Genomic DNA, 19,554 nt, shown 5'->3' on the forward strand with positions numbered 1-19,554 from the left:
CTGCGGTGTCCTCAGTTCCAGGCGGACGGGGCGGCGGGCGCGTCGTCGGTGAGCACCGTGCCCTCGATGAGCCCGTACGGGCGGTCCGCGGCGAAGTAGACCTCGTTGTCGTTCTTCAGGCCGAACGGCTCCAGATCGACCAGGAAGTGGTGCTTGTTGGGCATCGACAGCCTGACCTCGCAGATCTCGTCCCGTTCGGACAGGACGCGGCGCCCCATCTGGTACAGCGTCTGCTGGAGCGACAGGCTGTGCGTCTCGGCGAACGCCGCGAGCAGGGCGCCGCGGGCCGCGCGGTACGACTCGTCCCAGGGGGCCTCCGTGCCCCGGTGCCGCCACCGCGCGGTCACCGACGTGGCGAGGACGCGGTCGTCGGTCGGTTCCAGGGTCGTGTACTCGTCCCGCGCGAACCCGTGGAACTCGCTGCCGGTCGAGTTGAGGACGACGAGGTCGGTGAGGCCGGACACGACCGTCTCGGCCCGCTCGTCGCTGTGGATCAGCGCCGTCCTGACCTCGCCGCCGTCCCGGACGAACGAGTGCCCGCCCGTGATGCGGCTCCAGCCGTACTCGTGGATCTCCACGCGGGCATGGGCGACGGCGCGCTGCGACGCGACGAAGTGGCGGGCGAGCAGCAGGCCGAAGTCCTCGATCGCGCCGATGCCGTGCTTCTTGGCGAACGCGAACACGGTGTTCTTCTGGCTGTCGGTGGGCAGGACGGCCGAGTTGTCGCCGGTCAGATGCACGTCGTCCATCGCGCCGGACAGGGAGACGCTGACGTTGACGTCCTTGAGCCGATGGGTGCCGCCGTCCCGGGTCACGCGGACGACGCGGGTCTCCGCCTTCCCGTAGCGGTTGGGTCCGAGCAGGATGGCCATCGCGGCTAGCTCCCCAGGTAGGTCGAGTACGCGAACGGGCTGATCAGCAGCGGGACGTGGTAGTGCCGCCCGGGGTCGTCGATCGTGAACGCGACCGTGACCTCGGGGTAGAACTCCGACAGCCCCGCCGTCTCGAACGTGAGCCGGTGCACGCCCGCCCCCGGCTCCGCCCCCCACTCCCTGACGCGGCCGTCGGCGTCGGTGCGCGCCTCGGCCAGCGCCGTCCAGCCGTCCTCGTCGCGCCGGTCGAGCCGGACGGCCACCCCCGCCGCGGGCAGCCCCTTCGCCGCGTCCAGCACGTGCGTCGACAGGCTCATCCCTTCTCCTTCGCCAGCTTCACCAGCCGCAGGTCCACGATCGCGGCCAGCTCCCTCCGGACGACCTCGCGCTCGGTCCGGGCGTCGTTCTCCAGCCGCTCCCTGAGCTCGGCGAGCATCTCCAGGGCCGACCGGCCCGACGCGCAGATCAGGAACACATGCCCGAAACGCTCCTCATAAGCCCGGTTGCCCTCGATGAAGGCGTCCCGCACTTCCTGCCCGGCGCCGTCCATCCCGGACTGCTCGCCGCGCGACCAGCCGGCCTCCCGGCCCTGCCCGCCGGGCCGCTCCCCGATGCGGGGATGCGCCGCGAGCGCCTCCTCGATGTCGGGCCACTCCAGCTCGTCCAGCACGCGTTTCGAGGCCGCCCGCAGGGCGTCCGGGTCCGCGTGCCCGGCGACGGCCGCGACCCACCGGCGGGACGCGCAGCACGCCGCCAGATCCGCCTCGCTCAGCTCCACGCCTGCCAGTACACACAGCGGCCCGGGGACGGGTCGAGGCACAGGACGTCCGAACTGTGGTCCCGGTCACGCACCTCCTTTTGTAGCTTTCTCCATATGAGGTTGCGTTCCCTGCTCGCCATGCCCGAGCTGCGGCTGGAGGTCGTCACCGGATCGGACGAGCTGGACCGCACGATCCGCTGGGTCGTCACCACCGACCTCCTCGACCCTGGCCGCTACCTGCGCGGGCGCGAGCTGGTGCTGACCGGCCTCGTCTGGCGGACCTCCCCCGCCGACTCCGAGACCTTCGTCCGCGCCCTCACCTCGGCGGGCGTGTCGGGTCTCGCCGCCTGGGACCTCACGCTCGGCGCCATCCCGGACGACCTGGTCGAGGCGTGCCGGCGCCACCGCCTCCCCCTGTTCAAGGTCCCGGAGGACGTGGCGTTCGCGACCGTCACCGAGGAGGTCGTCCGGCACCTGTCGGGGGCCCGCGCCGCCGACCTCGCCGCCGTGCTGGACCGGCACCGCCGCCTCGTCGAGGGCACCGGCCTCGGCGCCGTCCTCGACCTGGTCGGCCACTGCCACCTGCTCGCCCCGACCGGCCGCGTCGTCGCGGGCCCGGCCCCGCCCGACCCCGCCGCCCTCGCCCGCGCGTTCCTCACCGCGCCGCAGCTGCCGCACCACGTCCCCGCCCTCGACGCGTCCCTCTTCCCCGTCGCCGCGGACACCCCCCGCGTCGCCGACTGGTTCCTCGCCTTCGAGGGCGACTTCGCCGACTGGCCCGCCGAGCGCCGCGCCCTGACCGCCGAACTCGCCGCGATCGTCGCGCTCGAACGGACCCGCCTGGACGCGCCGCGCACCGCCGGCCTCCTCTCCGGCGACGCCCCTCTGCCCGCAGGCGCCCTGCCCGCCGGCGCCGTGGTCGCCGTGGCCGCCTCCGGGACCGCCCTGCGCCCGTCCGACGTCCGCGCGGTCCTGGCCGAGATCCTGCCGTCGCCCGTGCTGGACTCGGTGGACGACGAGGTCCTCGCGGCCGTCCCGTCCGCCGGGCGCGACGTCGCCGCCGAGATCCAGGGCGCGCTCGGCCTCCTGGCGCCCGGCCTGGCCGGGGGCGGCCTGGCGCTCGGCGTCAGCGGCGCGGTCGCGGCGGCCGACCTGCGCGGCGCGCTCGAAGAGGCCCGCTACGCCCGCCGCCTCGCCGCCGCCCGCCCCTCCCCCGTCTCCGTCGTTCGCCACGACGAGCTGGCCACCCACGTCCTCCTGCTGGCGAGCGTCCCGGACGACGTCCGGCGGATGTTCAAGACGCGCCTCCTGGACCCGCTGCACGACTACGACAGGACCCACGGCGCCGACCTCGTCCGCACCCTGGAGACGTTCCTGCGGAACTCCGGCTCCTGGACGCGCTGCGCCGAGCAGCTGCACCTGCACGTCAACTCCGTCCGCTACCGGATCCAGCGCATCGAGGAGCTGACCGGCCGCGACCTTTCCCGGCTGGAGGACCGCGTCGACTTCTTCCTGGCCCTCCGCCTGACCTGATTCCGCTCCCGGCCCGCCGCCCGCGGGCGGGGATCAGGCGGGCAGGGCGGGGGGTTCGCCGGTGAGCGGGACGGGGTCGCAGCAGCGCAGGCCGTCCAGGACGACCTGGAGGTTGCGCTCCCACTGGCGGGCGCCCGCCCGCAGGCCCAGGGTGTGGGGGCCGGTCGAGGACGCGGCGACCAGGAGGAACGCCACGTCCTCCCAGGTCGTGTCCGTGCGCATCACACCGGCCCGCTGGGCGCGCTCCACCAGGTCGCGGACGCGGTCCCGCAGCGCGGCACGGGAGTGGTCGAGCACGTCGCCGAGGCGCTGGTTGACGTCGCACAGCTCGTTGCGCAGCCGGATGTAGGCGAAGGCGAACGCCGTGAAGCCCCTCCAGGGGTCGGGGTCGGCCATCGCCTCGTCGCCCTTGGCGGTGATCTCCTCCAGCACCTCGCCGAGGACCGCCTCCAGCAGCGCTTCGAGCGAGCCGACCCGGCGGTAGAACGTGCCGACGCCCACGCCGGCGCGGCGGGCGATCTCGTGGGCGGTGATCTCGCCGCCCTCGGCGGCGGCCCGGCGGGCGGCGGCCACGAGGCGTTCCACGTTGCGCCGGGCGTCGGCGCGCGGACGGCGGCCGGAGCCGTCGTCGAGGAGCCGGCGCACCGCCGGAACCGCCGCTGCCATGCCGCCAGCCTAGCAATAAGCGGACGATAGCCGTCCGATTTAAGTGGACAGATCGCGTCCGCTTGCTCTAGCGTGCTGAACCGGACGCAGGCCGTCCGTTTACTTCCGAGGGAAGCGAGGTCGATCATGTCCACCGGGCCGCCGGGCGCAATGAAGATCACGGCGCTGGCCTCGGGGTTCGTCATGGCGAGCCTGGACGCCACGGTGATGCAGGTCGCCGGGCCCACGATCCAGCTGAGCCTGCACGCCTCCCTCACGCAGCTCACCTGGGCCGTGGACGGCTACGTCCTCAGCTTCGCCGCCCTGCTGATGCTGGGCGGCGGGCTGGCGAACCGGCTGGGCGCGAGGCGGGTCTACCTGTGGGGCATGGGGGTCTTCGGCGCCGCGTCGCTGGCCTGCGCGCTGGCGCCCGGCGTCGCCGCCCTGATCGCGGCCCGGCTGCTGCAGGGGGCCGGGGCGGCGCTGTTCATGCCGAGTTCGCTCGCGCTGCTGGTACGGGCCTTCCCCGGCGCCCGGGAGCGGGCGAAGGTCCTCGGCGTCTGGTCGGCGGTCGTCTCGTCGTCCATGGCGCTGGGCCCGACGATCGGCGGCGTCATGGTCGGCGCGTTCGGCTGGCCGAGCATCTTCCTGGTCAACCTGCCGGTCGGCGCGGCGGGCATGCTCCTCACCCGCCGGCACATCGCCGCCGCGGAGGGCGACGCGCTGCCCCTGGCGATCGCCGGGCACGGCGCCGTCATCGTGCTGCTCGCCGGCGGCAGCTTCGCGCTGATCGAGGGGCCGCGGCTCGGGTGGGCCGCGGCGCCGGTGACCGGGGCGGTCGCCGCCGCGGTGCTGGCCACCGGCCTCCTCATCGGGCGCGAGCGCCGGGCGCGCGACCAGGTGATGCCCTGGGCGCTGTTCCGCGGCGCCCGGTTCGCCGGCGCCAACGCCGTGGGCTTCCTGTTCAACGCCGCGTTCTACGGCTCGCTCTTCCTGGTCGGCCTGTACGTCCAGCAGGCCCGCGGGGCGACCCCGCTCCAGGCCGGGCTGCAGATACTGCCGCTCACGGTCTTCATCCCGGCCGGCAACGTCGCCTTCGCCCGCGTCTCCGGACGCGTCGCGGCCGGTCCCGTCCTCACCGCCGCCCTGCTGGTCGCGGGCGCCGCCTCGCTGGCCCTGACCGCCCTGTCGCCGTCGACCCCGTGGTGGCCGCCGGCCGTCGCGCTCGCCGCGACCGGCCTCGCGGGCGGTCTCGCCGTCCCCGCCATGACGGCGGCGCTGGTGGACGCGGCGGGCGCCCGGCACGCCGGCATCGCCGGTTCGGTGCTCAACGCCAACCGGCAGATCGGCTCCCTCGTCGGCATCGCCTCGATCGGCGCCGTCCTGGCGGCGGCGCCCGGCTGGGCCACCGGAGCCGCGGTCTCGTTCGGCCTCGTCGGCGCCGCCTACCTCACCGGGGCTCTGGTGGCCTGGTGCCTCATCCATCGCCGGGAAGCCGTCCGGCCGTGCGCCGCCGCCCGGGACGCCCCGGTCAGGACGTGTGGCGCAGCAGGGCGGGGACGACCGTAGACCAGGTGCGGGACGGGAGCTCGCTGCCCGTGCCGGGCAGGGGCAGCAGCTCGGCCTCGGGGATCTCGGCGGCCAGCGCCTCGGCGTTGCCGATGGGGAAGAACGGGTCGTCCTCGCCGTGGATCACCAGCGTCGGGGCGGTGATCTCGGGGAGGCGCTCCCGCCAGCGGGGGCCGCAGTCCATCGCCGCGAACTGGACGGCCATCTGGTCGACGCGGTGGGACGCGCCGTGGTCGTCGACGGGGCGGGTCCGGTCGTGGACGCGTTCGATGTGCGCGCGGGCCTCGTCCTCGTCGAAACCGGCGCCGCCCATGCGGCGTGCGTTCTCCAGCTGGAACTCGACGATGGAGGCGCGGTCCGTCCAGTCGACGTGGAGCCCGCTCATGAAGTGCTCCATGAGTTCGGGCGCGTGGTCGGGCAGGTCGGCGTCGGCGGGGCCGGGCGCGGTGGGGCGGGTGCCGATCAGGGTGAGGGTGGCGACGCGGGCCGGGTGGTCGAGGGCCAGGAGCTGGGCGATCCAGCCGCCCGGCCCGGCGCCGACGACGTGCGCGCGCTCCAGGCCGAGCGCGTCGAGCAGGGCGGCGGCGTCCGCCACCAGGTCGCGGAGCGTGTAGGACGGGGTCTCCGGGGCGGCCGCCGCCGAGTGGCCGGTGCCGCGCAGGTCGTAGCGGACGACGAAGCGGCGCAGCGCCGCCAGGCGTTCGCAGAGGGCGTCCGGCCACGTGAGCATCGTGTTGCCGATCAGCAGCATCGGCGTGTCGGCGGGGTCGCCGAAGGTCTCGGTGCAGAGGTCGACGCCGTTGGCGGTGATGAGCTTCTCCATGACCGTGCAGACCCGCGCGGCGCGCGATACTCATCGCAGCCGGCCCGACCGGCCCTAGGGGACGTCCGGAGCCAGGGCCTTCAGGGCCTCGACGATCTTCTCTTCGGTGGCGTCCTTGCGGATGCCCAGCTCGGACAGGATGCCGGTGCCGTTCTCGTGTTCGAGCAGGGCGAGCAGGATGTGCTCGGTGCCGATGTAGTTGTGGCCCAGGCGCAGGGCCTCGCGGAAGGTCAGTTCGAGGGTCTTCTTGGCGTCCTGGTCGAACGGGATGAGCGCGGGGAGCTCGTCGGACTCGGGCGGCAGCGCGGCCGTGGCGGCCTGGCGGACGGTGTCCAGCAGGACGTCCTGCGCGGTGATGGCCTTGGCCGCGAGCGCCTCGGGCTCGGCGAGCAGGCCGAGGACGAGGTGGGCCGGGGTGATCTCGGCGCTGCCGGCGGCGCGGGCCTCGTTCTGCGAGGAGATGACGACGTTGCGGGCGCGGACGGTGTACCGGGAGAAGCCCTCGGACGGGTCGAGTTCGGACATCGGGGTCTTGGGGACGAAGCGCTTCTGCGCGGCCTGCTTGCTGACGCCCATGCTCCTGCCGATGTCGGTCCAGGACGCGCCGGAGCGGCGGGCCTGGTCGACGAAGTGCCCGATGAGGTGATCGGCGACCTCGCCGAGGTGCTCGGCGGCCACCACCGCGCTGCTGAGCTGTTCGAGGGCGTCGGAGTGGACCTTCTTGATGGCGTCGATCAGTTCGTCCAGCCGGATCCGGCCGGCCACCGGTGTGGGTTCGGTCATGCGTCAACCATAGGTTGACGCTCCCGGATCGTCAACCTCAAGTTGACGCTGCCCAGCCGGCGGCCCCCTCGAAGCTCGTCGCCCGCGGCTCGTAGCCGAGGACCTCGCGCGCGGCGGTGATGTCGAGCGTGCGCTCCACGGCCAGATGGCTGATCGCGTAGCGGGTGACGCGCGGCGGTTCGGGGCGGCGGGCCAGCAGGAAGGCGCCCTCGGCGAGCGCCGCCAGCGGGCGCGCGGCCCCGGCCGGGAGGTAGACCGGTCGCGCCCTGACGCCGCGCTCGCGGAGGATCTCGCGGAACGCGTCGTCGATCACGACCGGGGCGGCGTCGGCGACGTTGAAGACGCCCGAGGCCACCGGGCCGGCGGCGGCCAGGACGCAGGCCCGGACGAGGTTGCCGATCGAGGTCAGGCTGATGCGCTGGCGGCCCGTCCCGACGGCGGGCAGGACCGGGCCCCGGACGGCGGACAGGACGCGGGGCAGCAGCGTCGTGTCGCCGGGTCCGTAGACGGCGTGCGGGCGCAGGACGATCGCGCCGCGCTCCAGCGCCAGGCGCTCGGCGGCCGCCTTCGAGGCGCCGTAGGCGTTCAGGTAGCGGGACACCGGCGCCTCGTCCTCGCGGGCCATGACGGTCGGCCGGAACGGGTCGTACACGCTGGCCGTGCTGACGTGCACGAACCGGGCGGCGGGGAAGGTCGCGAGGGCGCTGCGCGTGCCGGTGAGGTTGGCGGCGAAGAGGGCGCGGGCCGGCCCCCAGTCGGTGACACTGCCCGCGCAGTGGATGACCGCGTCCACGCGGGGCGGATCGGGGAGAGGGCCGCGGGTGAGGTCCCACGAGCGGTAGGGGGCCCGGCCCACGTGGGCCGGCGGGACGGCCGGGCGGCGACCGAACGCGCAGGTCGCGATGCCTTCGGCCGCCAGGGCGCGGCACACCGCCCCGCCCACGAACCCGGACGCTCCGGTCACCGCGATCCTCATCGCGCCACCATCGCGCGGAGGCGGTCGCGGTCGAGTTTGCGAGTGCGGCCGGAGCGCGGCAGTTCGTCCAGGACGACGATGCGGTCGGGGAGCGCGTCGTGGTCGATGACGTCCGGGAGGGTGCGGGGCAGGCGGGCGGCCAGGCCGGGCGGGCCGACCACCGCCAGGACGACCTCCTCGTCCCCCGTCCGCGGATCGGGGATGCCGACGATCGCCGCCTCGGCGACGTCCGGGAGCGCCGCGATGGACGGCTCGTACAGGCCGGGATAGAGGTTGAACTTGCCGCGGATCAGCATGTCCTTCTTGCGCCCCATGAGGACGAGGCGGCCGCCGTCCATCCGCACGAGGTCGCCGGTGGGCAGCTCGGTGACGGGGTCCGCGCCCAGATAGCCGCGGCAGAGGTTGGGGCCGGAGAGGACCAGCTCCCCGTCGGCCGCCGAACGAGCGCCGACGCCGGGCAGCGGGGCGCCGAGCAGGTCGCCGGAGCCGGTGTGGGCCAGTTTCTCCCGCGCCGACGCGATCGCCACCGGAAGGATCTCCGTCATCGCGTAGACCGACAGCACCTCGGCCGACGGCGCCGCCGCGACCGCCCGGCGCAGGATCGCCGCGGGCGCGGGGGCCGCACCGAGCAGGACGTACCGGACGGACGGCGGCAGCTCCGGGCACGCGTCCAGGATCTCGGCGAGGTGGACGGGCACGCAGAACACGTGCGTCGCCCCGCGCTCCCGCATGAGCCGGGCGAAGCCGGCGGGCGGGCAGGACAGCGGCGGCATCGACCAGCGGGCGCCCGCGATCAGGGTCGGGAGCCCGAGCATCAGCTGGTCGGTGTGCACGACGTCGCCGGGGCCGAGCGGCAGGCGGGTGCGGAACAGGTCGAGCGCCGCGGCGAGCGACGCCTGGGTGTGGACGACCGCGCGCGGGTCCGCCGTCGTCCCGGACGTGAAGATCACGGCGGCGGGCGCGTCCGGGTCGGCGTCCCCGGCGGGCTCGGGGGCGTCGCCGCGGATCAGGCGCGCGAAGGACAGCGCGCCGCGCGGGACGCCGGGGAGGCGGCGGCCCACGCGGATGTGCCGCATCCGGCCTTCGCCGGGGATCCGCAGGCCGGCGAGGTCCGGCAGGAGCAGCCCGCGCCGCCGCGCGTACGCCCGGACGGGCCGCAGCCGGCTGCCCGCGTACAGCACCGACTCCGCCGCCGACCAGCGCGGGCGCGCCAGCCGCAGCCGCGCGGTGAACATCTCGGGGCCGGCGCCCGGGTCGGCGAACACGACCGTCCCCCCGGCGGCGACCACGCCCAGCGCGAGGACGAGCGACTCCGGCGACGGCCGCACCGAGAACAGGACCCCGTCGCCCGGCGCGAGCCCGTACGACAGCAGCCCGTGCCGGACCGCGAGCACCTGCCGGCGCAGCTCGCCGTAGGTGAGCTGCGCGCCGTCGCCGGCGATCAGCGCGACGGCTCCGGGCGTCCGGGCCGCCTGGTCGAGCAGCCGCCTGACCAGCGTCACGGCGCCGCCTCCGATCGGACGGCCAGCACGCGGTAGGTCGGGATCAGCACGTTCCGCGCCGCGGCGCGGCGAGTGATCACGAGGGGCGCCGCGGCCAGCAGCGTGCGGGCGGCCAGCCGGATCTGCGCCATGGCCAGCGGGTAGCCGATGCAGAAGTGCGGCCCCGCGCCGAACCACAGGCGGCGCAGCTCGGGCGGGTGCGGGCGGTCGAGGTCGAACGGCCCGTACGCGCGGCAGCAGTTGTGCGTGGCGATCAGCACCCGGTCCCCGGGCCGGATCGCGACGCCCGCCACCGCGGCGGGCCGGTGCACGCTGCGCAGCATGACCGGGGTCGGCGTCGCCACCCGCATGGCCTCCTCGATCGCCCGGTCGAGCAGCGAGGGGGCGGCCGCGACGCGGAGGAGCTGCCCGTGGTCGTGGAGGAGGGCGACGAGGCGGGGCAGCAGCGTCGCGACGGTCTCGGTGCCGGTCAGGAAGAACGCCCCCGCCGCGCCGCGCGCCTCGTCCTCGGACAGGCCGAGCGCCCGCATCCGGCCCATGACCGTCGACTCGTCCCCGGCCAGGTACGCCTTCACCGCGATGTCGCCGAGCGGGCCGAGCACCTCGCGGGCGCGCCGCACCTGGGACGGCGACAGCCGGCGCGTGCGCAGCGACACCGCCGCGACGATCCGCTCGCCCCGCTCGAACAGGTCGCGGTAGGCCGCCTCGGTCCCGCCCTCCAGGCCGATGACCTCGCCGATCACCGTGCCCGCCATGACGCGGGCGAAGTCGGCCAGGTCGACGGTCGCACCGCGCCGGAGGCTGCCGGCGAGCCGGTCCAGCGGGTCCGCCAGGACCCGCGCGCAGAGCGACTCGGTGTAGGACGGGACGAACAGGTCGGTGAGGCGGCGGCGCAGCGCCCGGTGTGCCTCGCCCTCCATGTTGAGCAGGACGGACGGGCCCAGCACCGGCGTCCACAGGTCGCCGGGCGAGCCGGGGCCGTCCTTGCGGAACGTCTCGCCGTCCATCAGGACCGCGCGGGCCGCCGCGGCGTCGTTCACGACGACGCCGACGCCGGGCACGCGGACGACCGGGCCGCGCCGGGCGACCGCGCGCAGCAGCGGGTACGCGAACGGGTGCGCGGCCGTGTAGAGCCGCTCCTCCCAGTTCACCGGATGTCCACGACGGGCGGGCGGTAGCGGTGGTCGGCGTACCAGCCGAGCGTCCTGACCAGGCCGAACGCGCGCAGCCGCCGCACCGACCCGTACACGGTCACGTCCTTGCGCAGCCCGTAGGCGGCGGTCAGGCGGCGGACCCGGTTGACGAGCGCGCGGTCCTCGTGGACGTCCTCGATGCGGGTGCGCGGGAAGCCGCCGGACCGCTCGTACAGGTCGGCGGTGATCGCGACGTTGCAACCCGGCATCATCACGTAGGGGCCGAGGTAGAGCGGGTCCCGGTTGCCGGGGCGGAAGCGCCCGAAGAGGGCGGCCGCGCCGATGACGGCGGGCAGCAGGCGCCGCTCCCAGAACTTCAGCGGGAACTCGTCGGTGCGCGGCAGCAGCGGGCCGGACACCATCTCCAGCCCCTCGCCGAACGCGCGCTTCACCGCCGCGACCCAGCCGCGGTGCGGCAGGCAGTCGGCGTCGGTGCGGGCGACGTGCGTGGCGCCGGCGGTGATCGCGTGCCGGACGCCGGTGTCGGCGGCGGCGCCCGTGCCCTTCTCCGGTTCGTGGACGAGCCGGACGTCCAGCGCCGGGTGCTCCGCGGCGAACTCCTTGACGACCCGCGCCGTCCCGTCCGTGCTGCCGTTGTCGACGACGACCAGGGAGAACCCCGTGTCGGTCTGCTCGGTGAGGCGGCGCAGCGTCGCGCCGATCGACCGCTCCTCGTCGTAGGCGGGGATGACGACCCACAGCCGCATCTCGGGAACCTCCGGCATGGTCACAGCTCCGCGAACACGACGCCGAGGCTGATCCCGCCGGCGAGGCCGATGAGCGCGATCCGGTCGCCGGGGCCGCAGCGGCCGGCGGCCCGCGCGGTCGCGATCTGCAGCGGCAGGCTCGCGGACGCGACGTTGCCGTGCTCGGGCAGCGTGACCACGAGCCGGCCGGACGGGATGCCGAGGATGGAGCGCAGCACCTCCAGGTAGGGCAGCGTCACCTGGTGGACGGCGACGACCGCGAAGTCGTCCCAGGTCAGCCCAGTCTTCTCCAGCGCGGTCGTGAAGATCTCCGCGCCGTTGGCGACGAACGCGTCCCGGAGCCGGCGCCCGTCCCCGCTGAAGTAGGTGAACTCGGGGTCGCGGGGGTGCATGGAGCCGCCGGCCGGCAGCGTCCCGATGCGCCAGGCGCTGGAGACGGCGGCGAAGTCGCGGTAGAAGATGCCGCCGTCGGGGGCGGCCTCGACCAGCATGGCGGCGCCGCCGTCCGACAGCGTGTAGCCGGCGAACGCGTCCACGAACTGGGCCCGGTCGCGGACGCTCCACCGGACCGCGCGGGACGGGCTCTCGCCGGTGCAGACCAGCACGCGCTCGTGCTGCCCGGTGCGGATCAGCGCGTCCGCCGTCTGCAGGCCGTTCAGGAAGCTGTTGCAGGCGTTCTTCACGTCGAAGACCGGGCAGGTCGCGCCGAGCTTGGCGGCGACGATGTGCGCGGTCGCGGGCTCGATGAGGTCCTGCGACGCGGAGCCGAAGATCAGCAGGTCGACGCCCGCCGGGTCGACGGCGCGCTCGGCGAGGACGCGGCGGGCGGCGGCGACGGCCAGGTCGGACGCCTGCTCGTCGTCCCGCATGACGTGCCGGGCGCGGATGCCGGTCATCCGCTCCACGATCGTGGGATGCGGCCGGTATCCCGCGCTCTCGGCCGCGACGCGGGCCTCGACCTCGGCGCTGGTGACCGTCCGCTCGGGCAGGTATGCCGCGACGGCGGTGATGCGGGCTCTCATGGGCTGGGGTTCCCCCGGTTCCTCGTGCTCGGTGTCCGGCAAGCCTCGCCGGTGCGGAGCGCCTTGGGTGAGGGAGACCCTACGGAAGTTCGGCCCGGCGTTGTACCCGATTCGGGGTGAGTACCGCCACTCACCCGGATTGAGTAGTAACGCCTATCCGTCCGGATTCCGATCCGCCGCGATCGCCGCGTGACCAGCACGGATACCCCGGCCCCGGCGGGGTCAGACCCGGCGGGGTCAGACCTCGGGGATCACGGTCGGCGGGGCCTCGGTGGCGGGGGCGGTCGGGACCGGGGCGGGCTCCGGGGAGTGCGTGACCGTCGGGCTGACCGGGCGCACCGGTTCGGGGTCGCGGGGCGCGGAGTTCCACCACCAGAGCGCGAAGGAGATCGCGAACAGCACCAGCACCCCGCCGATCAGCTGGACCACCGCCCGGCGGTGGCTCGGCTCGCGGTTCCGGCGGCGCCGGAACCGGCCGGCCCCGCCGGAGAGCGCGCCGCGCCGGGCGCGGCGCGCGGCGCGGCGGGTGCGCCGCCGCTCCCGGCGGCTCGGCGGCCGGGCGCGCTCGCGCGCGGACGGCTCGGTGAACACGGCGCTCTTGACGAATTCTTCGTCGAACACGGGCTCGTCGAAATCTGCGGCCATGGGGTTCTCCGGCGCGGGGGTGTCGAGTGCCCAGGCTAGTCGACGCCTCCGGCGATCCCTCACCCCGAAGCCGGCCCGCCGGAGACCGGCCCGCCCGGCGGGCGCCCGCCCCCGTGTGGCGCCCGCCACTCCTGCTCATCGGGACGCGGCCGTTCCGCGCGAAGGTAGAACACGTTACATTCAAAAGGCGAATCGCGTTCTAGAAGGAGACCGCATGGGTACCCCGGTGATCGTCGAGGCGGTGCGCACGCCGCTCGGTAAGCGCAACGGATGGCTCGCGGGCATGAAGCCGATGGCCGTCCTCGCGCACGCGCTGAACGCGCTGGTCGAGCGGTCCGGCATCGACGCCGCCGAGGTCGAGCAGGTCTTCGCGGGCTGCGTCACCCAGGCGGGCGAGCAGGGCGGGCACATCGGCCGCTACTCCTGGCTGTACGCGGGGCTGCCCTGGCAGACCGGCGTCACCACGATCGACGCGCAGTGCGGATCGTCCCAGCAGGGCGTCCACCTCGCCGCGGCGCAGATCGCCGCCGGCGCGGTGGACGTCGCGATCGGCTGCGGCGTCGAGGTGATGAGCCGCGCGCCGCTCGGCAGCAACGTCATGCCGGCGAACCCGCGCCCGGACGACTGGTCGCTCGACATGCCGAACCAGTTCGAGGCCGCCGAGCGGATCGCCGCCCGGCGCGGCATCACCCGCGCCGACCTGGACGCGTTCGGCGCCCGCTCGCAGCAGCTCGCCGCCAAGGCGTGGGCGGACGGCCGCTTCGACCGCGAGGTCGCGCCCGTCACCGCGCCCGTCCTGGACGCCGACGGCGCCCCGACCGGCGAGACCCGCGAGGTCACCCGCGACCAGGGCCTGCGCGAGACGACCGCCGACGGCCTGGCCAAGCTCAAGCCGGTCATGCCGGACGCGCTGCACACCGCGGGCACCTCGTCCCAGATCTCCGACGGCGCCGCCGCCGTCCTGCTGATGTCGGAGGAGAAGGCCGAGGCGCTCGGCCTGCGGCCGCGCGCCCGGATCAGGACGCAGGCCCTCGTCGGCGGCGAGCCGTACTACCACCTGGACGGCCCGGTGCAGGCGACCGAGCGCGTCCTCCGGCGCTCCGGGCTGACGATGAACGACATCGACATCACCGAGATCAACGAGGCGTTCGCGTCGATCGTGCTGTCCTGGGCGTCGGTCCACAAGCCCGACATGGACAAGGTCAACGTCAACGGCGGCGCCATCGCCATCGGCCACCCGGTCGGCGCCACCGGCGCCCGCCTGATCACGACCGCGCTGCACGAGCTGGAGCGCCGCGACGCCGGGACCGCCCTCATCACGATGTGCGCGGGCGGCGCCCTGTCCACGGCGTCCATCCTCGAACGGATCTGACCGGTCATCCGCCCCGGCCGCCACCCGCCGGGGCGTTCCCATGCCCTGGCGGGCGCGAAAGGCGGTCTCGGTGCAGCCGGAACCTGAGGACCTCGGCGGCGGGCTGTGGAGCGTTCCCGTCCCCATCCCGGACAACCCGCTCGCGTACACGCTGGTGTACGCGGTGGAGAGCCCGAAGGGGCCCGTCCTGATCGACGCGGGCTGGCAGCACGAGGACGCCTGGGCGGCGCTGCGCGACGGGCTCGGCTCGTTCGGGATCGACGTCGCGGACGTGCACGGCGTGGTCGTCACGCACTTCCACCCCGACCACTCGGGGCTCGCCGGCCGCGTCCGCGAGGAGTCCGGCGCGTGGATCGCCATGCACCACGCGGACGCCGGCATCGTCCGCCTCTTCCACGCCGCCGGCATGGGGGGCAGGCGCCGGTTCGAGCTGACCGCCCTGCGCCGCGCGGGCGCCGCCGAGTCCGATCTGGCCGGCCCCGCCCGGCAGATCCCGGTCTCCCCGCCGGCGATCCCGGACCGGGAGCTGTCGGACGGCGACCTGGTCGACGTCCCGGGCCGCCGCCTGCGCGCCGTCTGGACGCCCGGCCACTCCCCCGGCCACATCTGCCTCCACCTGGAGGACGGCGACCGCATCTTCACCGGCGACCACGTCCTGCCGCGCATCACCCCGCACATCGGCCTGTACCCGTACGACACCCCGGACGTCGACCCGCTGAGCGACTTCCTCGGCTCCCTCGACAAGGTCTCGGCCATGGGCGTGGACGAGGTCCTCCCCGCCCACCAGTTCCGCTTCACCGGCCTCTCCGGCCGCGCCCGCGAGATCATCGCCCACCACGAGGACCGCCTCGCCGAGGTCGCGGCGCTGCTCTCCCCGTCCGCGACCACCCTGTGGGACCTCACGGCGGGCCTGACCTGGCGCCACCCGTGGGCGGAGATGTCGCAGCAGGCCCGCCGCATGGCGGCGGCCGAAGCGGCCGCCCACGTCCGCACCCTCGAAACCCGCGGCGTCGCCCGCCGCGAGGGCACCGACGACCCGCTCCGCTACGTCCTGCGCTGACGGGCCGGGACCGCTCCGGAGCCGCGTCTCGCAGGCGGGCCGGCCGGGGCCCGGCCGGACGCGGGGTGCGGTGTGGGTCACTCCACGGCTCCAGGGCCTTGATGAGACTGGAGTCTCATGTTAGAACGTGTTCTAGATCTGTTCCCAAGCAAGCGCTCAGTTCTAGAGGCCGGCTCCGGGCCGGCGCGAAGGGTCATCCATGGCACTTGCGGCAACCACCATCGCCTCCACCGAGCGGGTGTTCCGCGCTCCCGAGATCGACATCATCGATCCGGGCGTCTACGAGCGCGGAGGGATCCCGCACCGGCAGTTCCAGTGGCTGCGCGACAACGATCCCGTGCACTGGCACCCGGACCCGAACGAGGGGGTCCCGGGGTTCTGGGCCGTGACGCGGCACGCGGACGTGGTGTCGGTGTCGCGGCGCGCCAACCCCTACTCGTCGCATGAGCGGACGGCGATGTTCGAGGAGTTCTCCGACGAGGACATCGCCATGTACGGCCAGATGATGCTGTTCCAGGACCCGCCGGACCACACGCGGCTGCGCTCCATGGTCAACAAGGGCTTCACGCCGCGGATGATCGGCCGGCTGGAGGACCACATCCGCAAGATCTGCAACGAGCTGATCGACGAGGCCGCGCCGCTCGGCGAGTGCGACTTCGTGGAGAAGTTCGCCGCGCCGCTGCCGCTGTACACGATCTGCGAGCTGCTGGGCGCGCCGCTGGAGGACCGGGAGAAGATCTTCCACTGGTCGAACAAGCTGGTGGCGTTCAACGACCCCGAGTTCATCGGGGGCCGCGAGGAGTCCACGATGTGCGCGGCCGAGTTCGCCGAGTGGGCCGGGCAGCTGGCGGCGGCGCGCGCGACCACGCCGCGCGACGACATCGTGACCAAGCTGCTGTCGCCCGACCCGGACGGCAACACGCTCACGCTGGAGGAGTTCCAGCTGTTCGTGATCATGCTGTCGATCGCCGGGAACGAGACGACCCGGACCGCCACGGCGGGCGGCATGCTCGCCTTCTTCGAGCGGCCCGACCAGTGGGAGCGGCTGCGCGCCGACCGGAGCCTGCTGCCGAAGGCGGTCGAGGAGATCGTCCGCTGGGTCAGCCCGATCAACCAGTTCCGCCGGACCGCGCTCGTCGACACGGAGCTGGGCGGCAAGGAGATCAAGGCCGGGGACAAGGTCGTGGTGTTCTACGGCTCGGCCAACCGGGACGAGCGGGTGTTCGAGGACCCCTACACCTTCGACGTGGGGCGCGACCCGAACCCGCACATCGGGTTCGGCGGCGGCGGCCCGCACTTCTGCCTGGGCTCGCACCTCGCCCGGATGAACCTGCGGATCATCTTTGAGACGATCCTGGAGCGGATGCCCGACATCCGGCTCGCCGGCGAGCCCCGCCGGCTCCGGTCCAACTTCGTCAACGGCTACAAGGAGATCCCGGTGAGCTTCACACCGTCCGCCCCGCTGGGGGGCTGACGGCGTCTCCGGACGAGGAGGTTCGAGGCGATGACCACCACTCCCGACATCGACCTGGTCGACCCCGGCGCGTACGAGCGCGGCGGCATCCCGCACGAGCAGCTGGCGTGGCTGCGCGAGCACGACCCCGTCCACCGGCACCACGGCGACCCCGAGCGGGACTACCCGCCGTTCTGGGCGGTCACCAGGCACGAGGACGTCGTCCACGTGTCGCGGCATCCGGAGCTGTTCTCGTCATGGCGGCGGCTCGCGCTGTTCGACGAGCAGCCCGAGGAGCAGCTCGTCCTGCAGCGGATGATGATGCTCAACCAGGACCCGCCGGAGCACTCGCGCAAGCGGAGCATCGTCAACCGGGGGTTCACGCCGCGCGCGATCGCCGCGCTGGAAGAGCACATCCGGGACATCTGCCGCGGGCTCGTCGCGGAGACGGTGGAGCGGGGCGAGGAGGCCGACTTCGTCCGGGACCTGGCGGCGCCGCTGCCGCTGTACGTGATCTGCGAGCTGCTGGGCGCCCCGCCGGAGGACCGGGAGAAGATCTTCACCTGGTCGAACACGCTGATCGGCGGGGACGACCCGGAGTTCCAGCGCACGCCGGAGGAGGGCCAGGCGGCGGCGACGGAGCTGTACGCGTACGCCAACGTCCTGGCCGCCGACCGGCGGGAGAACCCGCGCGAGGACATCGTCACGAAACTGCTCCAGCCGGACGCCGACGGCGAGGTCCTCACCGGCGACGAGTTCGAGCTGTTCGTCATGCTGCTGTCGGTCGCCGGGAACGAGACGACCCGCAACGCGGCGACCGGCGGCATGCTCGCGCTGCTCGAGCACCCGGAGCAGTGGGAGCGGCTGAAGGCCGACCGGTCGCTGGTGCGGACGGCGGCGGACGAGATCGTCCGCTGGGTCACCCCGGTGAACATGTTCCGGCGGACCGCCGTCCGGGACGTCGAGCTCCGCGGCAAGAAGATCGCGGAGGGCGACAAGGTCGTCGTCTTCTACTCCTCCGCGAACCGCGACGAGGCGGTCTTCGACGACCCCTGGGCCTTCGACGTGGGCCGGGACCCGAACCCCCACATCGGGTTCGGCGGCGGCGGGCCCCACTTCTGCCTGGGTTCCCATCTCGCCCGACTCGAGCTGAGTGTGCTCTTCGAAACACTTTTGGACACGGTGCCCAATATTGAACTCAGCGGTAACGTTCGCAGGCTAAGGTCTAGTTTCATCAACGGCATTAAGGAGATGCCGGTGCGTGTGCGTCCGGCGTCCCTCGACTGACGGGAGTGGTGCGTGGGCAGGGGCTGGCGTGGGTGAGACAGGCGAAGCGGGCGGTCCGTCCCCGGGCGACCCGCTGCGGGTGGCCCTGCTCTCGTACCGGAGCAAGCCGCACTGCGGCGGCCAGGGCGTCTACCTCCGGCATCTGAGCCGGGAGCTGGCCGACCTCGGGCACTCGGTCGAGGTGATCTCCGGCCAGCCGTATCCCGAGCTGGACCGGGACGAGATCGTCCTCACCAAGCTGCCGAGCCTGGACCTGTACCGGGACGAGGACCCGTTCCGCACCCCGGCCCTCGGCGAGTTCCGCGACTGGGTGGACGTCCTGGAGTTCGCGCACATGAAGACCGGCGGCTTCCCCGAGCCGCTGACCTTCTCGCTGCGCGCGCTGCGGCTGCTGAAGCGCCGCCGCCGCGACTTCGACGTCGTGCACGACAACCAGGTCCTCGGGCTCGGCAACCTCGGCATCGCCCGGCTCGGGCTGCCGCTGGTGACGAGCATCCACCACCCGATCAGCGTCGACCGGCGCATCGAGATCGAGGCCGCGCGCGGCATCAAGGAGAAGCTCGGCAAGTTCCGCTGGTACGGGTTCGTCGGGATGCAGGCGCAGGTGTCGCGGCGCATCGGCCCGGTGCTGACGGTGTCGGAGTCGTCCAAGGTCGACATCGTCAAGGACTTCAAGGTCGACCCGCGCGACATCGAGATCCTGCCGCTCGGCGTCGACACCCGCATCTTCCACCCGCGCGGCGAGCGCGTCCCGGGGCGGATCGTGGCGATGGCCAGCGCCGACGCGCCGATCAAGGGCGTGGACGTGCTGCTGCGCGCGGTCGCCAAGGTCGCCACCGAGCGCGACGTGCACGTGGTCGTGGTGAGCAGGCCGCAGAAGGACGGCCCGACCGAGAAGCTCGTCCGGGAGCTGGCGCTCGGCGACCGGGTGCGGTTCGTCAGCGGGATCAGCGACGGCGAGCTGGGCGAGCTGCTCGCCTCCGCGGAGATCGCCGTCGTCCCGTCCCGCTACGAGGGCTTCTCGCTGCCCGCCGTGGAGCACATGGCCTCCGGGACGCCGCTGGTCGCCAGCCGCGCCGGCGCGCTGCCCGAGGTCGTCGGCGACGCCGGCGTCCTCGTCCAGCCCGGCGACGTGGAGGAGCTGGCCGCGACCCTGCACCGCCTGCACGACTCCGCCGAGGAGCGGGCGAGGGTCGGTGCCGCGGGGCTCGCGCGCGTCCAGCGGCGGTTCGCCTGGCCGGCGGTGGCGCAGGCCACCGTCGAGCACTACCGGGCGGCGATCGCCCAGCAGAACTACCGGCGGCTCGCCGCCGGAGTCAAGTGAGGGAACGTCCGCCGGACGTCCACATGGA

The 19,554-nt window shown here is 74.0% G+C and carries 19 protein-coding genes; 7 read left to right on the forward strand and 12 right to left on the reverse strand.

Going from position 1 to position 19,554, the window contains the following annotated elements; all coding sequences use genetic code 11:
- Positions 1–11: 11 nt before the first annotated feature.
- The 3 genes from pucL to uraD are packed head-to-tail and all read right to left on the reverse strand — an operon-like array spanning position 12 to position 1,650.
- Positions 12–872, reverse strand: coding sequence for a factor-independent urate hydroxylase (gene pucL / locus ACIWVC_RS02105; RefSeq protein ID WP_396447332.1), 861 nt, complete (start codon positions 870–872; stop codon positions 12–14).
- Positions 873–877: 5 nt separating this feature from the next.
- Entirely contained in the window at positions 878–1,189 is a 312-nt protein-coding gene (gene uraH / locus ACIWVC_RS02110; RefSeq protein ID WP_396447331.1) for a hydroxyisourate hydrolase, read from the reverse strand.
- Positions 1,186–1,650 carry a 2-oxo-4-hydroxy-4-carboxy-5-ureidoimidazoline decarboxylase gene (gene uraD / locus ACIWVC_RS02115; RefSeq protein ID WP_396447330.1) on the reverse strand — a complete coding sequence of 155 codons (465 nt, stop codon included), beginning with the start codon at positions 1,648–1,650 and terminating at the stop codon, positions 1,186–1,188. The genes uraH and uraD overlap by 4 nt, the downstream gene beginning before the upstream one ends.
- Positions 1,651–1,746: 96 nt before the next feature.
- Between uraD and ACIWVC_RS02120 the strand changes: the two genes are divergently transcribed.
- Entirely contained in the window at positions 1,747–3,165 is a 1,419-nt protein-coding gene (locus ACIWVC_RS02120) for a PucR family transcriptional regulator (protein ID WP_396447329.1), read from the forward strand.
- A 33-nt stretch (positions 3,166–3,198) separates the two neighbouring features.
- Here the strand turns inward: ACIWVC_RS02120 and ACIWVC_RS02125 are convergent, their stop codons facing one another.
- Positions 3,199–3,831 carry a TetR/AcrR family transcriptional regulator gene (locus ACIWVC_RS02125; RefSeq protein WP_396447328.1) on the reverse strand — a complete coding sequence of 211 codons (633 nt, stop codon included), beginning with the start codon at positions 3,829–3,831 and terminating at the stop codon, positions 3,199–3,201.
- Between the two features lie 126 nt (positions 3,832–3,957).
- Here ACIWVC_RS02125 and ACIWVC_RS02130 point away from each other — a divergent pair, with 126 nt between their 5' ends.
- On the forward strand, positions 3,958–5,379 hold the full coding sequence (locus ACIWVC_RS02130; RefSeq protein ID WP_396447327.1) for an MFS transporter: 1,422 nt from the start codon (positions 3,958–3,960) through the stop codon (positions 5,377–5,379).
- On the opposite strand, the gene ACIWVC_RS02135 is transcribed toward ACIWVC_RS02130, so the two are convergent.
- The 8 genes from ACIWVC_RS02135 to ACIWVC_RS02170 form a co-directional block, all read right to left on the reverse strand.
- The gene (locus ACIWVC_RS02135) at positions 5,342–6,202 is read right to left on the reverse strand and encodes an alpha/beta fold hydrolase (RefSeq protein ID WP_396447326.1); all 861 of its coding nucleotides are present in this window, start codon (positions 6,200–6,202) and stop codon (positions 5,342–5,344) included. The genes ACIWVC_RS02130 and ACIWVC_RS02135 overlap by 38 nt on opposite strands.
- A 54-nt stretch (positions 6,203–6,256) precedes the next feature.
- Complete coding sequence (locus tag ACIWVC_RS02140) at positions 6,257–6,985, reverse strand: Clp protease N-terminal domain-containing protein (RefSeq protein ID WP_396447325.1); 729 nt, start codon at positions 6,983–6,985, stop codon at positions 6,257–6,259.
- Between the two features lie 37 nt (positions 6,986–7,022).
- Complete coding sequence (locus tag ACIWVC_RS02145) at positions 7,023–7,961, reverse strand: NAD-dependent epimerase/dehydratase family protein (protein WP_396447324.1); 939 nt, start codon at positions 7,959–7,961, stop codon at positions 7,023–7,025.
- Positions 7,958–9,463 carry a class I adenylate-forming enzyme family protein gene (locus ACIWVC_RS02150; RefSeq protein ID WP_396447323.1) on the reverse strand — a complete coding sequence of 502 codons (1,506 nt, stop codon included), beginning with the start codon at positions 9,461–9,463 and terminating at the stop codon, positions 7,958–7,960. The genes ACIWVC_RS02145 and ACIWVC_RS02150 overlap by 4 nt, the downstream gene beginning before the upstream one ends.
- Complete coding sequence (locus tag ACIWVC_RS02155; RefSeq protein ID WP_396447322.1) at positions 9,460–10,614, reverse strand: cytochrome P450; 1,155 nt, start codon at positions 10,612–10,614, stop codon at positions 9,460–9,462. The genes ACIWVC_RS02150 and ACIWVC_RS02155 overlap by 4 nt, the downstream gene beginning before the upstream one ends.
- On the reverse strand, positions 10,611–11,381 hold the full coding sequence (locus tag ACIWVC_RS02160; RefSeq protein WP_396447321.1) for a glycosyltransferase family 2 protein: 771 nt from the start codon (positions 11,379–11,381) through the stop codon (positions 10,611–10,613). Before ACIWVC_RS02160 ends, ACIWVC_RS02155 begins: the two co-directional genes overlap by 4 nt.
- Before the next feature lie 2 nt (positions 11,382–11,383).
- Positions 11,384–12,385 (reverse strand): 3-oxoacyl-ACP synthase III family protein, encoded by a 1,002-nt coding sequence (locus ACIWVC_RS02165; RefSeq protein WP_396447320.1) that lies wholly within the window; start codon positions 12,383–12,385, stop codon positions 11,384–11,386.
- Between the two features lie 237 nt (positions 12,386–12,622).
- Positions 12,623–13,030, reverse strand: a complete 408-nt coding sequence (locus ACIWVC_RS02170; protein ID WP_396453740.1) for a hypothetical protein — start codon at positions 13,028–13,030, stop codon at positions 12,623–12,625.
- Positions 13,031–13,244: 214 nt separating this feature from the next.
- Here ACIWVC_RS02170 and ACIWVC_RS02175 point away from each other — a divergent pair, with 214 nt between their 5' ends.
- The 5 genes from ACIWVC_RS02175 to ACIWVC_RS02195 all read left to right on the forward strand — a co-directional run bounded on the left by ACIWVC_RS02175 (position 13,245) and on the right by ACIWVC_RS02195 (position 19,526).
- Positions 13,245–14,402 (forward strand): steroid 3-ketoacyl-CoA thiolase, encoded by a 1,158-nt coding sequence (locus tag ACIWVC_RS02175; protein ID WP_396451975.1) that lies wholly within the window; start codon positions 13,245–13,247, stop codon positions 14,400–14,402.
- Positions 14,403–14,442: 40 nt separating this feature from the next.
- The gene (locus tag ACIWVC_RS02180) at positions 14,443–15,462 is read left to right on the forward strand and encodes an MBL fold metallo-hydrolase (RefSeq protein WP_396451977.1); all 1,020 of its coding nucleotides are present in this window, start codon (positions 14,443–14,445) and stop codon (positions 15,460–15,462) included.
- A 199-nt stretch (positions 15,463–15,661) separates the two neighbouring features.
- Positions 15,662–16,936 (forward strand): cytochrome P450, encoded by a 1,275-nt coding sequence (locus ACIWVC_RS02185; protein WP_396451979.1) that lies wholly within the window; start codon positions 15,662–15,664, stop codon positions 16,934–16,936.
- Between the two features lie 30 nt (positions 16,937–16,966).
- Entirely contained in the window at positions 16,967–18,202 is a 1,236-nt protein-coding gene (locus ACIWVC_RS02190) for a cytochrome P450 (RefSeq protein WP_396451981.1), read from the forward strand.
- 28 nt (positions 18,203–18,230) lie between these two features.
- The gene (locus ACIWVC_RS02195) at positions 18,231–19,526 is read left to right on the forward strand and encodes a glycosyltransferase family 4 protein (RefSeq protein ID WP_396451983.1); all 1,296 of its coding nucleotides are present in this window, start codon (positions 18,231–18,233) and stop codon (positions 19,524–19,526) included.
- Positions 19,527–19,554 lie beyond the last annotated feature (28 nt).

The sequence above is a fragment of the Actinomadura sp. genome, assembly GCF_044508335.1.
Lineage (GTDB): Bacteria > Actinomycetota > Actinomycetes > Streptosporangiales > Streptosporangiaceae > Spirillospora.